Annotated in this window: 9 protein-coding genes, 1 tRNA gene and 1 pseudogene; 3 read left to right on the forward strand and 8 right to left on the reverse strand. The window is 60.4% G+C overall.

The genetic code is table 11. The features are described from left to right. Positions 1-106 precede the first annotated feature (106 nt). The 4 genes from AC5Y5C_RS23930 to AC5Y5C_RS23945 are packed head-to-tail and all read right to left on the reverse strand — an operon-like array spanning position 107 to position 6,430. Positions 107-436 (reverse strand): M48 metallopeptidase family protein, encoded by a 330-nt coding sequence (locus tag AC5Y5C_RS23930; protein ID WP_499977088.1) that lies wholly within the window; start codon positions 434-436, stop codon positions 107-109. After that, positions 436-3,381, reverse strand: coding sequence for a type I restriction endonuclease subunit R (locus AC5Y5C_RS23935; RefSeq protein ID WP_499977089.1), 2,946 nt, complete (start codon positions 3,379-3,381; stop codon positions 436-438). The genes AC5Y5C_RS23930 and AC5Y5C_RS23935 overlap by 1 nt, the downstream gene beginning before the upstream one ends. Beyond that, on the reverse strand, positions 3,378-4,592 hold the full coding sequence (locus AC5Y5C_RS23940) for a restriction endonuclease subunit S (RefSeq protein ID WP_499977090.1): 1,215 nt from the start codon (positions 4,590-4,592) through the stop codon (positions 3,378-3,380). Before AC5Y5C_RS23940 ends, AC5Y5C_RS23935 begins: the two co-directional genes overlap by 4 nt. Next, positions 4,589-6,430, reverse strand: a complete 1,842-nt coding sequence (locus tag AC5Y5C_RS23945) for an N-6 DNA methylase (protein WP_499977092.1) — start codon at positions 6,428-6,430, stop codon at positions 4,589-4,591. The genes AC5Y5C_RS23940 and AC5Y5C_RS23945 overlap by 4 nt, the downstream gene beginning before the upstream one ends. Positions 6,431-6,547: 117 nt before the next feature. Here AC5Y5C_RS23945 and AC5Y5C_RS23950 point away from each other — a divergent pair, with 117 nt between their 5' ends. Both AC5Y5C_RS23950 and AC5Y5C_RS23955 read left to right on the forward strand, forming a co-directional pair. Further along, a complete protein-coding gene (locus AC5Y5C_RS23950) occupies positions 6,548-7,165 on the forward strand; it encodes an SLATT domain-containing protein (RefSeq protein ID WP_499977093.1) in 618 nt (205 codons plus the stop codon). Further along, positions 7,152-8,438 (forward strand): nucleotide-binding domain-containing protein, encoded by a 1,287-nt coding sequence (locus tag AC5Y5C_RS23955; protein WP_499977095.1) that lies wholly within the window; start codon positions 7,152-7,154, stop codon positions 8,436-8,438. Before AC5Y5C_RS23950 ends, AC5Y5C_RS23955 begins: the two co-directional genes overlap by 14 nt. Before the next feature lie 3 nt (positions 8,439-8,441). On the opposite strand, the gene AC5Y5C_RS23960 is transcribed toward AC5Y5C_RS23955, so the two are convergent. The 3 genes and pseudogenes from AC5Y5C_RS23960 to AC5Y5C_RS23970 form a co-directional block, all read right to left on the reverse strand. Beyond that, positions 8,442-9,041 (reverse strand): PIN domain-containing protein, encoded by a 600-nt coding sequence (locus AC5Y5C_RS23960; protein ID WP_499977097.1) that lies wholly within the window; start codon positions 9,039-9,041, stop codon positions 8,442-8,444. Positions 9,042-9,071: 30 nt separating this feature from the next. Beyond that, the gene (locus tag AC5Y5C_RS23965) at positions 9,072-9,575 is read right to left on the reverse strand and encodes a helix-turn-helix domain-containing protein (protein ID WP_499977099.1); all 504 of its coding nucleotides are present in this window, start codon (positions 9,573-9,575) and stop codon (positions 9,072-9,074) included. Between the two features lie 15 nt (positions 9,576-9,590). Further along, positions 9,591-11,179, reverse strand: a pseudogene (locus tag AC5Y5C_RS23970) (rolling circle replication-associated protein). A gap of 174 nt (positions 11,180-11,353) precedes the next feature. Between AC5Y5C_RS23970 and AC5Y5C_RS23975 the strand changes: the two are divergent. Then, positions 11,354-11,418 (forward strand) — tRNA-Phe (locus AC5Y5C_RS23975). Positions 11,419-11,510: 92 nt separating this feature from the next. Here AC5Y5C_RS23975 and AC5Y5C_RS23980 read toward each other — a convergent pair. Next, a complete protein-coding gene (locus AC5Y5C_RS23980; RefSeq protein WP_499977101.1) occupies positions 11,511-12,374 on the reverse strand; it encodes a site-specific integrase in 864 nt (287 codons plus the stop codon). Between the last annotated feature and the right edge of the window lie 313 nt (positions 12,375-12,687).

Genomic DNA, 12,687 nt, shown 5'->3' on the forward strand with positions numbered 1-12,687 from the left:
GCTGGGACGTACATCGACCTCAACGACGTACAGTAGTTCCACTACCCTGCCCTTTCACGAGTCTCCAACCAGGCGTTAGCGGGGAGCTCCAACAACTCCGCGGAAATCATCCGCGTACCTCCCTGATTGGGCTTGATGCTTCCAGCTCGCGCCAGCCGGGGACGAGCGCAGTCATCATCGCGGTGAAGGCTTTTCCGTGGGAGCGGTAGCGCAAGTGGAGCAGTTCATGGACGACGACGTAGTCCTGGAAAGCAGCTGGCGTGTCAACGAGGTCTTCCGCCAACGTGATCGCGCCGTCTGGCGCACATGAGCCCCACTTCGTCGTCAGCTCGGCGATCACGATGCGCGAGGGATTCACTCGAATCTTGGTTGCCCATGTCATCGCCTTGCGGGTGAGCAGTTGGTCGGCGGTGAGTGGCATCTTTGGCTTCGCCATCAGACTTTCTCCAGCACGTTCATGACATTGTCGATGATCTCGCCGCAGGACTTGGCAGGGACGTGGCTATCCAGCAGCGGTTTGTAGAGCCCACTGCGTAGGCGGCGCCGCTCATCGGGATTCTGGCGCCAGTGGGGGAATTGATCCACCGCCACATCGATGTTCACCGCGACCCACTGGATGTCGACCTTCAGCTCACTCAAGGAACGCTCGGTGCTCAAAGCCGAGTAAATGCCGAAGGCGCGATCCGACAGCCCGCTCGCTTTGGCAAACTCACGCAGGCGGTCCTTCTCCTCTGCGATGGCCTTGAGCTCATCGAGCGCGGCCAGACCGTTGATCTTGCGCTGTTCGAGATTCTCAATGACGCGGTCGGCCTTCTCGCTGATGCTCTGCAGCGCCACCGCGGCGACCGGATTATCTTCCATCTCCTTGCGTAAGCCGCGCAGCAGATTGTAGACCTTCTCCTCGGGCGGTCCGTTGTCCCTACCCAGTGCCTCCAATGTTGGGACATCGAACGTGGCAACCTTAGTGAACCGACCGAGGCCTTCCTGAGTTGCGGTTTCCTCGATCAGGCGCTTGGTCTTGTGCTCCAGATCGGCGGTGAAGGTGGTTGCCTCCGAGTAGGCGTTTCGCACGGCCGCGTAGAGAACAGATAGGCGCTTGTATGTCGTGATGTGATCGCGCAACTCTGCTGATGGCGAGAGGATCTCCCACAATGACTCGATGTCGCGGTAGTCGTCGAAGAACTTCTTGCGCTCATCCTCCGAAATGAACTTGCCGTAGACGATGCCCTCCAACTGCTCGTCAGCATCTTTGCTACCCGTGACCTGCAGGTACTCGCTGGAAGCGGCGTCGATCTTTACCAACAGGTCCGCCATCAAAACATCGAGGTCTTCGAGTGCCCCTTCGACGTCGGCAGAATCGAACCGCAGTGCCTTATGAAGTTCCTTCAGGATGCCAACGAAGTCGACGACGAGACCGACCTTCTTCTGCACACCATCGCCGTCAACATACGGTCGGTTCACGCGCGCTAGCGCCTGGAGGAGGACGTGATCACGCATCGGCTTGTCGAGGTATAAAGCGTACAAAATCGGCGCGTCGTAGCCGGTCAGCAACTTGTCGGTGACGATTAGGATCTTGGGCCGCTGATCGGCCTTCTTGAACTGCCGCCGCATCTCTTTCTCGCGGTCGTCGGAAAGCTGGAGATGATGTACGTCGGGACGGTCGACGACATCGCTCGCATTCTTGCTGTACACCACCTCGGACCAATCGGACGGCAGCAACTCGTCGAGCGCGCGCTTGTACTTCGCGCACGTCTCCCGGTCGACCGCAACCAGAAACGCCTTGTACCCCAGGGGATCTACGTTCTCCTCGAAGTGGTTCGCGACAAACTCAGCCACCTGCTTCACCCGGCTATCAGAGCCCAGGAAGGTACGCAGTCCAACTGCTCGCTGCAGTACCTTGTTGAGTTCATCGATGTCGGTGACAGCCTCATCGGACGCCAGGGCGTAAAACTGGTCGTCCAAGTCCTCTGGTGCCATGGACATCGACGACGGTGCCAGCATGTATTTGATCGGCAGAGTGGTCTCGTCGTCGATCGACTCGATGATCGAATACTTGTGTAGATAGCCCTTTTCGTCCTGTGATCCGAAGATCTGGAACGAACCTGAGCCGCCACCTTGCGTCCCTCCGACCGGCGTGCCCGTGAAGCCGATGATCGTCGAGTTCGGTACCGCCGCCATGAGGTACGAGCCCAGGTCGGCGGCAACGGAACGGTGTGCCTCGTCTATGAAGACGAAGACGTTGTCCCGATTCGAGCTGTCCTTCCGGATCGCCTCGAACTTGTGGATCATTGACACGACCAGCCCACGGAAATCGGAATCGAAGATGTCCTGAAGGTCGTCCCTGCTGTTGGCACGCCGAACCGGGATGTCATTGGCCTGCATCTCGCCGAGCAACCTGTCGACCCACTCCTTAAGCTGTCCCTCAAGCTCGGTGCGGTCAACAACGAGGATGACCGTCGCATTCTTGAAGCGGTTCTTCTGGCTGAGGATCAGCTGCGCAGCCGTCAACAGGGTGAAAGTCTTACCGGAGCCTTGTGTGTGCCAGATCAGCCCCCGGTTCTTTGCTGGGTCGGCGCACCGTTCGACCACCGCATCGACTGCGCCGCGCTGGTGCTCGCGGAGGACAGACTTCTTAGTCTCGCCATCTTCGATGTAGAAGAGCACCCACTCGCGCAAAGTACGCAGGAAGTCACGCGGCTCGAAGAACGCCTGCACGGCATCTCGGTAGGACTCGTCGCTCGTGTGCTTCCACTTAAAGAGCATGCGGCGGTTGATGTTCCACGTGACTCCGTACCAGTAGTCGATCAGGTGAGTCTCGTTGTGGAGCTGAGCCTGAGCCAAGAGCTCCGGCGTCTCCTTCTCATAACGCCGGAGCTGGGTCACCGCTTTGGTTAGTGCGTCGCGGTCCTTCGGGTTCTTGTGCTCGACGATGGTGACCGGGATACCGTTGACGACGAACATGACGTCCGCGCGGTTGCCCTTCGCCCGTGCCGGCGGCTCGATCTTCCACTCCCACGTGACGTGCAGAGCGTTCTGATGAGGGGCTGCGAATTCGACGACTTGGACGGGACGCTGGCGCTTCTCAGTTGCGTCGTTCCACTGACGTTCGCCTCGGAGCCAGCGCAAAACCTCTCGGTTGCCCTCGATAGTGGCGGGAAGCGCCTCAATGCTCTCGACGATCGCGCGAGCCTGGTCCTCGGTGAGCCATGGATTGAACTGCTGAAGCTTGTCTTGCAACACCTCGGTGAACAGCATGTTCGCCCGGCCGCGACGCATGCCTTCGGCCTCCTCTGGTGTGAGCGGCTCCCAGCCGACTCCTGATGCGTGCTTGACCATCGGAAACTGCACTGACTTGGCTTCGGAGATCTTGACCTGGCTCATGGTGCGCTCCCATCGATTGACGGCAGTGCGCTCAGATCGAGGTCGTGAACCGCAATCTCGCCGGTCATCAGTTTATGCAGCAGCGAATTGAAGAGCTGGTCGAGAACCTCACGCTTTCGTCGATGCAGGTCGATCTTTCTGTCAAGGGTATCGAGGACGCCAATGATTTCAGCCTGCTCATTCAATGACGGGGGCAGCGGAAATGCGATGGTGCGCAGTTTCGTTGCGTTGATGTTTGCTTGTCCAACCGCCCTGCTAGCAAGACGCTTGATGTCGTGTTGGACTTCCCTTCGGTTCATGTAGTAGTTGAGGAAGCGCGGCAAGCATCGGAGCGCGTCTACTTTGAGTCGGACAAGATATGACGCGAAGACTGCTTCCGCGGCGCCCTCGAAGATCGCCGTCCGTCCAACGTGCTCGATGCTGTTTGTACGGTTGAAGAGTAAGTCACCATCTTCGAGGCGGAACGCCGAGAGCGTGACTTCGTCGAGGTCAACGTACTGCAAGTCTCGGAACCGGACGCGGCCTTTATCTTGGCAGTTCATTCGAAGGATGGGAATTTGTCCCTGCACTTGACCGCGCATCGAAAGCCCGTACTGGGTCTTCAACGCCACGTCGTTAATCGTCAACACATCCCAGCTGTCCGGCACCGGACCGAGCTCGGTCTCTTTCTGTTTCTCCCCTCGCAGGCCCCGAGTGAATAGCTGGCGCATGGAGGCAGACTTTGTTTCCTCCAGCATCTCTACGAGTTTGTCTTGAAGTGCGACCGCACGCTCAGTTCGTTGTAAGACGAGTGCTATCGATTGCTGGACCGCCAAGTCTCTCGGGAAGGAGATCTCTTTCTCCTTGAGCAGGGTGAAGTGGCGGTTGTAGCCCCGAGACGGCAGGTCAATCGCACGGCAGGCGTAGAAGAAGAACAAGGGGGATATCTCTTCAACTGGGCGAAGCAGCTGGGTACCGTCAGCACCCCGGGCGAACGGTTCGTCAACATACTTGAAAGTCCTGCTGTGATCACCAAAGACGATCAGCGGGAGTGGACTTTCGATAACCGCGTTGAGCGAATCCGTCCACCCTGCTGTGCGCGGTTGTCCTTGATCCACGATCGGGTACGAACCTGCGCTCTTGTAGTCCTTTGTTGGGACCTTGGGCTTCCCAGCAGTCGACACCGGCAATAGGCATGCCCCAACTGTTGCTGTTTCCCATACGGGGCTCATCTCTCCACCCCGGCGTCGGCCAGTGGTAGCACGAGTCGCTGCAGCTGAGCGGTAAGTGTTGCGTCCTCGGCCACGAGTGCGTCCAGCAGTTTCAGCAGTTGCGGAATCTCGACATGATCAGTCACTGCTGTTTGACGCACCCACCTGCTGGGGCTCAGGTTGTAGTCCGACTCGGCGATCTGCGTGAGGTCGGCGACCGCAACTTCACCATCGACGGCCTCACCAGCGTTGTAGAGCTTCGCGAGGTCGGTGATGTCCTCATCGACGAGATGGTTCTTGGGCTTGCCCTTAGTGAATCGCCTGCCTGCGTTCAGCAGCGTGATCTTGCCCTTCTTGGACTCAGGCTTGCGCTTGTTGAGCACGACGATGATGCCGGCGGCCGGCGTGTTGTAGAAGAGGTTGTCAGGCAGCAGGATGACGCCCTCGATGAGGTCGCGGTCGACGAACCATTTCCGGATGTTTCGTTCCTTGTCCTCGTTCTTCGAGCCCGAGCCACGGGTAACGGCGCCCGTGTCGAGGACTACCGCCGCACGACCGGTGTCCTTCAACACGGATAGCGAGTGCTGAAGCCAGGCCCAGTCACCCTTGCCTGAGGTCGCGCCACCATGCTTGACAAAGCGATCGAATGGGTCGTCCTCGAAAACGCTCGGGTCAAAAGGCTGGTTCCACATAGGGTTGGCGACGACAAGATCGAACTGGTCGAGCGATCCCGACGACGTGCGGAACTTGGGATTAATCATGGTGTCGCCGCGACGAAGGTCGACGTCCATGTCGTGGATGATCGCGTTCATTTGGGCGACGGCGTAACTCTCGGCTTGCAGTTCCTGGCCAAACAGCTTGAGCGGGATCTTGGCAGTCGGGTCGAGCTCGCGCGCAATAAGCTGGAGTTTGATGAGCAGGCCAGCGGAACCGCATGCGTAGTCATGGCAGGTCTGTCCGGGCTTCGGCCGTAGGATGCGCGCCATGAGGAAACCGACTTCGGTTGGGGTGAAGAATTCGCCCGCGCTCTGACCCGAGCCTTCTGCGAACTTCCGGAGGAGGTACTCGTATGCGCGGCCGAGAAAGTCGGGCTGGACGTCGGCGAGGCCCAGGCGATATCGCGGGTCGGAAAAAGTCTCGACGACGCCGTTTAGCTTGGCGGGGTTGATGTCCCGCTCGCCGTTGCGCTCGGCCGCGAAGTCCACGACGTCGATGACTCCGGCGAGGCTGGGGTTGAATCGGACAACGGCTCGCACCGCCTTGGTGAGGTGTTCACCGATGTCGCGTGGTCGCGTCGAGCGACCACGCTCGTCGTCAGGCCAGTCGTATTGTGCGCGTCCGCTGATGATCGCCCAGCGCGCTTCGGGGGGCAGGTAGAAGCGGAGCAGGTCGTGGTCGTTGTCCGCGATGTCCAGGGCTACGTCACGGTCGCCGTACTCATCGGCGAGTCGGTCGATCTCGTCGTCGAAAACATCGGATAAGCGCTTGAGGAAGAGCAACGGCAACAGGTAGTCCTTGAATTTCGGTGCATCCTTCTCACCTCGGATCGAGCACGCGGCATCCCACAGCATCTGTTCCATGGGCTTCGTAGTCGGAGTCGCCGGCTTAGCCTGGCGGCCGCGGCGACGGGTGACGACTGCTCCACCAGCAATCGGGGCTTCGCTGGCGTCGACGCCAGCTTCCTCGGCGAGAGCATTGATCTTGGCAAGCTGGGCCCTTTGTGGCTTGCTGCTACCGCCTTCCCACCGGTTCACCGTGGCGAAGGAGACACCGAGTCGCTCGGCTATCTCTGCCTGAGTGAGGTCGAGTGCACCGCGGGTGGCTTGAAGGAGTGTGGGGATGGTCGACAGTTCCGTCATATATGTTATGTTTGCATAGTGATATAACAAAAACAACCCCGCATCCGGCGAGTCGACGGCCAAGGTAGCCGGGGAATCCTGCGCGCCGCCGGCGATAGTTCAAAGGAGAGGGGCTACATGGCAGAGTCAACGGAAGAGACTGCAGCAGCGGAAAGCAACCCCAAGCTGTTGCTCGCACAAGTCCGTGAGTTGTACGGACGCGTTGCGTACACGCACAAGACCCACGAGAAGCAGGCAGATATCTGCTACCGAAAATATTGGTGGCAGCGCCGAGGGCTAGTGGCCCTGACAGCCGTCAGCTCGACCACGTTCGTGGCGTCACTCCTCGGCCTTGCAAACGGGCAGCAGTGGGCGCCACTAGTCACCTCGTTCATCGCGTTGGCCGTCACCGCGATGAATCTTGGCAACAAGAACTTCAAGCACGGCGAGGAGATGCAGCAGCACCGTGACACGGCGGCAAAGGTGTGGGATGTCCGCGAGTTCTACCTGTCGCTCATCGTTGACCTTCAAGCGGGAGCGTGTTCGGTGCGGGAGGGAATCGCACGACGCAACGATTTGCAGCAACGGTATTTTGCCATCCTTGGTGATGCTCCCCGCACAACCCCAAAAGCATACGAGGCTGCGCAGGACGGTTTGAAGAATCGCGAAGACTTGACGTTCTCGGAGAGTGAGATCGACCAGATGTTGCCAGTCCAGCTTCGACAGGGAAAGTCGGCAGCCGATGAAGACAAGTGAGATTTTCGACGGTCTGCTCACGAACCTTCAGGTCGACAATGCCGGCACTATCGGTGCCCGCCGCGATGAAATCACCAGGGTTCTGAATAAGGAGTTCCGGAACCTCGACAGCTCCAAGGACAATCAGCTCATGGTGGGCTCCTATGGGCGCTTCACGGCAATACGCGGCATTTCGGACCTTGACATGCTCTACGTCCTGCCGTCGTCGCTTTGGGACAAGTACGAAGGAGAGAACGGACCCTCGGATGTCTTGTCGCGCATGTGCGCCGCTATACAAGCGCGCTATCCGACATCCAGCGTGAAGGTTGACAGTCCGGTGGTCGTCGTGACATTCCAGAATTTTATGTTCGAGGTACAACCCGTCTTCGAGCAAGGGGACGGCTCGTTCAAGTACCCGTACACGAAATCGAAGTCCTGGAAGGTCACCAAGCCGCGCGACGAGATCAATGAGACCCGAGACTGCGACAGCATCACCAATCGCAATTTCCGCAAACTATGCAAGTTGGCGCGTGCGTGGAAGAACAAGCACGGCGTAGTCATGGGTGGGCTGTTGATGGATACCTTGGTGTACAACTTCCTTCAGAAGAACACCGAGCACCATTCCGCGACCACGGCGACTTATGCCTTCATGGTTCGCGACTTCTTTGAGTTTCTGTCCGAGGAGGATGACCACGATCACTACCAGGCGCTGGGAAGTAAGCAGGATGTAAAGGTAAAAAAGAGGTTCCAGCGTAAGGCAAAGACTGCGTATGACTTGTGCCTCAAAGCGATTGACGCTGAAGGTAAGACGACGGTCAACGCGAAATGGAGGAAGGTCTTCGGCAAGCCCGTTCCTGCAGCCGACACCACCGCGAAGACTGCGAGCGCGTATCCGTTCGACAACACCGAAGAGTTCATCGAGGATGGTTTTCCAGTGGATGTTCGGTACAGCCTGACCATCGACTGCACCGTGGCCCAAAACGGCTTCCGCCCGGACACACTGCGCAGCATGCTTGCCCGACAGGTCTGGCTCAGACCACAGAAGACGTTGGACTTCACAGTCACGGAATGCGATGTGCCACAACCGTACAGGTTCAAGTGGAAAGTCTTGAATCGCGGCGAAGTTGCTGAGAAGCGAAACGAGATTCGTGGCCAAATCATCAACGAAGACAGTCGAACACACCGCGAAGCGACAAAGTTCCGGGGCGAGCACTACGTCGAGTGTTACGCCATCAAGAACGGCGTGATCGTTGGGCGGGACCATATCGAGGTGCCAATCGCCACAGTCACATAAACCTCACTCGGGTCGCCGGGCGTCGTCCGAAAGCAGCGGGAGCAAGATCTCGGCGACCTCGGTCATTTCGTGCCGTGTCACCAGCAACTCGAGGATCTGTTCCGGGGTCTGTGGTGGGTTGGTTCGACGATTCGACATCTCTCGCAACGCGCGCACTCCTGCATGCGGGTGCGCTGACACCGTGTTGGCCGCAAACTGATGTGGGTAGACGGTCTCGACGTCCGCCTCCACGAGTGCGTGTGCCGAGCTGAACCCTGCGCGACCATCGTCGGTGACGATGGCGTCGGCTTTGCCGATGATCGCCGCGTGGGCGACGTGTCCGTCGTCAGGATCGTTGAGTCCGTAGCTGTACTCACGGTCCTTGGGTGCGTGAACTTCTGAGCCCGGAAACGCGCGCCTCAGCTGGTCGAAGAGGTGCTGTCGGCGACTGGCGCTATCGCTGATTCCACGCTTGGCGTGCAGGCCGGCGAGTACGTAGTCCAGCTCGAAGAGGATTCCAGATCCCCACACGGGCGCGTAAGCCTCCTCGGTGGCCAGTTGCAGCAGGAAGTCGCGCTGAAGGCTCGGCACAAGGGCACAGGTGTCGAGGACGGCGCGATACACGTGGGCGAGTCTTTCAGACGGCGCGGACGGTCAGCGCTTGCGTTTCGCCTCGGCGAGCAGGTCGGCGACTTCGTCGGCGTCGGTATCCGCGAACTCCGCCGAGCTCTCGGTGATGTAACGGTTGCGCCGGGTGTGAAGCTCTTCGCGGTAGGCGAGAACATCGGCAAGCCGCAGCTTGCGTCGGACCGCGCCAGGTACGTGCGCGTGCAGCTCGCCGTCCTGGATGAGGCGAACCACCGTGGGGCGGCTCAGGCCGAGGATCTCCGCGGCCTGCTGGGTGGAAATTTCCTCGTCGCGGGTAAGGATGCTTATCGACTGGCCGTGGCTGAGTGCGTGGGCGACCCGCTTGAGGACCTCGTATAGCTGTTCGGTCAGTTCGACACGATCATGTTCGCCAGCACCGGACAGGAAGAAGGCAGGCTCAGGAGAGCTCCCGTGGCGGACCTCGTGCGCCTCGATGAAGCTGAGGACATTGGCAAGCCCATCGGCATCGGCCGGAACCGGGCTAACAATCTCCGCGGAGGCGGTGCTCATGGGTCTCGCTTCCTCTCATTCCACTCTTGGAACCCGACCCATCGTAGCAAGGTTACGAAAGTTACGAAAGGGTGGAACGTCAGCTCTGTGGGCCTGCGACGCGGCGGCCAGCAGCGATGCGAACCCTGGGCCATCGTTCACAAGGGCGTAGCCGCCGGCCAACCCGCCTTGGCTGCAAAGGGCTCGTCGTCGCCGCATGCGTCGATACTCCACCGTGCCGGTGTCGCGATCGACGCGAGGAACCCGAAGTATGACCGTGCGCGGAACGACTGCAGTGGGAAAGCGGCTTGATGAGTCGCCATGTACGGCCTGGCTCCGGGACCATCGGCGCACGATCCGGCGCGCAGCCATGTATGCGTCCTGAGCGATCTCGACCACAGCAACTGCCTTCTTGAGTCCGTACACACCCCAGAACCGGCCCGGCCCTCGTCCCGGCTGCCGCCACAGTTCGGGCACTATGTGCTGATATTCTTTGTCGCAGTGCAGATTTGGTGACGAGTGCTTGGTGAAGTAGATGGCCAACCGCTTCGGGTCGCAGGCTTTGAGACCGTTGCGTACGTCGATGGCGGTGCCAGCCAGCTGATGCCGAGACTTGTGCGCAGCGTCGGGATGGTCGACAACTTGGGCCCAAGTTTCGGACAACCACTGAGCGAAGCTACGCCCCGAGCGGCCCGGCGACGTCGGAGGCGCCATCCACAAGTGAATATGCGGAGCGCCGCGCCTCTGGAACTCCAGCTTCCAGATGTATCGTGCCGACTCTCCGCGCTCACGTTGAAAGCGCTTGCGCCACAACACCATGTGACGCTTCACGCTGGCTCCGTCCGGGGCGACGACTTCCCAATCTCCAGGGTAGGTGAGTGCGACCATGGCAGGGACGCGGCCAGATTCCACCAGCGGACTGTAGTCGAGTTCGGCGAAGGTGCGGCACATCGCCGACCGTGATTTCCGGGACCACTCGGTGATGACACCGCCAGTTGCGCATTTGTCGTTTCCCGTAGTACTCCGTCGTGTCGAAGACACGACGGCCTGATCGCCGTGTCTGGTATCGCGTTCGAGGTCACTTCGGACATGCAGCTTCGCATCGTCGACGTCACGTTGGTGATGACTGACTGCCCGTTCGCGGCCTTCTCGGCTCGGACGGGGTTCGTCCAGCCGAGTCGCACGACACCGGGGCCGATGAAAATGCGAAACCGGCCTGATTCAGGTTCGACACCGCGGCGTCCAGGACCACAGGCCCAGGGTGGTGCCGCTTCGAACAACGCCGCAGCCGCGGTGACCATCTCGGGGCTCGGGAACCGCAGCCCCAATGCGTCGATCGCCCGAAGCTCGCCGGTCGCGCACCCGTCGGAAGCCGGGTCGCGGACATTTTCGGCACATATAACAAGCCCGCCAACCCCTGGCCGGTCTGATGCCGGTAACGCGGTTGACGTCCGGCCGAAGGCTGTCGCTCTCCCGCCCTGCGGCCTGGCGGCCTCGGGCGAACGCGACCTACCGTCAACCGAGTTACCGGCAGATGCGTGCCCGACTGGCGGGTGCTCTGAGGCCGAAGTCGAGCCGTTCGCCGATGGCGTCGACCCTGTAACTGATGATGCGATGCTGGGCATCGGGATGCCTGCTCCCCAGAGCCCCCGAGGCTGCCCACAGCGCAAGCGGCAGCGCGGAAGCTCCTGGTCAGGAGCGCAAGCACCGTGTCCGGTTTATGTCCGTTCGTCGGACAGACTGAATATGTCAGCGCAGCTCAATGCGGCGAATAGGACGCACAGAATCAAATAAACCGCAGGTCAGTGGCTATCCTGTCCGCCTGAAAAGCGGAAGGTCGCCGGTTCGATCCCGGCCCTGGCCACTTCAAGAACCACCTGGTAACGGGTGGTTTTTCTCGTTTCTGGGGTCGGTCGCCCGGACTCCGAATCTGACACATGTGACACATCGGCTTCCTTATTCTCTGCGGCAGGCTACTTCGCGTCCTTCTTCTTCCTCGCCGTGATCGTGCCGAGCATGGCTGCAGCTTCGGCCAACGCATCGTTCGTGCTGTGGGCATATGTGCGGAGTGTGAACCCGGTGGCCGAGCCATGCGGCGATCACCACGACCGGCACCCTGTTTAGGTGCATCAGCGTGGCGCAGCTGTGGCGCGCGTCGTGCAGTCGAACGTGGGGGAGTCCGGCGTTTGCCAGAGCTCTGGGCCAGGCCGCCGTGAGCGTGTCCGGGTGAGGCGGGTTTCCGAACTCGTCAACGACGAGCAGACTGGTGTCGGTCCACTTCGATCCAAGCAGCAGCTTCAGCCCTGCGTGCCGCCTGCGCTCGCGTCGCACTGCGCGCGCCAGATTCTCCGGCATCGGCAACGTACGGGTGCTCGTCACGGTCTTGGTTGCGCCGGTCACGCTGCCTCCGGCGACTGCGATCCGTGACTCGTTGACGTGGATGGTGTTCGCATCGCGGTCAATGTCCTTGTCGATGTTGACCGCGAGAATCTCACCTCGGCGCAGTCCGTACACCGCGAGCAGCCGAGCAATCGCGAACGGGTCACCGGCCGTCGCGTCGAGGAGCGTGACGACCTGGTCGCCGTCGAAGGTGTGCATCTCGGCCTTCTCGACCGGGAGGCTCTTCACCAACGCTGCGACGTTCCGCACCACGGTGCCCTGGTTCACCAAGTCGTCGAAGATTGAGCGTGTTCTGGCGAGTATCGGATTGATCGATGCCGCGGCCCATTTCGACCGCGCCTTCTTCGCGCTCTTCTTTAGCCTGGTGGGCGCGTTCCAGGTACCCGTCTTCGACGTGCCCGTGCGCAGTGCCTGGACCACGGCCTCTATGTCGTCCTTGGTGATGCTCTGTACCTGTCGCTTGCCGAGGTGTCCACGATCGGCCGCAGCGAGGTTACGTACGCCGACATCGTTTTCGGTCGGATGTGTTGGCCGAGGAGCCAGCTATCCACGGCCTCCTGCACGGTGAGTTCGCTTGGCGCGACATGGATGCCGCGATCTCGGTCCCCGGCGATCGCGGTGTAGTGGTCCACCGCCTTCGTCAGTGTCTTGAACCGCTTGCGCTTCTGCCTCCGCTTGTCACCGGTACTGGTGACCTCCGGCCGCACTTCGTATCGGCGCCCGGAGGGTAGAT

The organism is Mycobacterium sp. NGS15, from assembly GCF_059813245.1.

What these genes read in the sequence shown, in the direction of transcription:
- AC5Y5C_RS23965 (WP_499977099.1), bottom strand. Translation starts at nt 9,575, where the DNA reads ATGAGCACCGCCTCCGCGGAGATTGTTAGCCCGGTTCCGGCCGATGCC.
- AC5Y5C_RS23940 (WP_499977090.1), bottom strand. Translation starts at nt 4,592, where the DNA reads ATGAGCCCCGTATGGGAAACAGCAACAGTTGGGGCATGCCTATTGCCG.
- AC5Y5C_RS23930 (WP_499977088.1), bottom strand. Translation starts at nt 436, where the DNA reads ATGGCGAAGCCAAAGATGCCACTCACCGCCGACCAACTGCTCACCCGC.
- AC5Y5C_RS23950 (WP_499977093.1), top strand. Translation starts at nt 6,548, where the DNA reads ATGGCAGAGTCAACGGAAGAGACTGCAGCAGCGGAAAGCAACCCCAAG.
- AC5Y5C_RS23935 (WP_499977089.1), bottom strand. Translation starts at nt 3,381, where the DNA reads ATGAGCCAGGTCAAGATCTCCGAAGCCAAGTCAGTGCAGTTTCCGATG.
- AC5Y5C_RS23945 (WP_499977092.1), bottom strand. Translation starts at nt 6,430, where the DNA reads ATGACGGAACTGTCGACCATCCCCACACTCCTTCAAGCCACCCGCGGT.
- AC5Y5C_RS23955 (WP_499977095.1), top strand. Translation starts at nt 7,152, where the DNA reads ATGAAGACAAGTGAGATTTTCGACGGTCTGCTCACGAACCTTCAGGTC.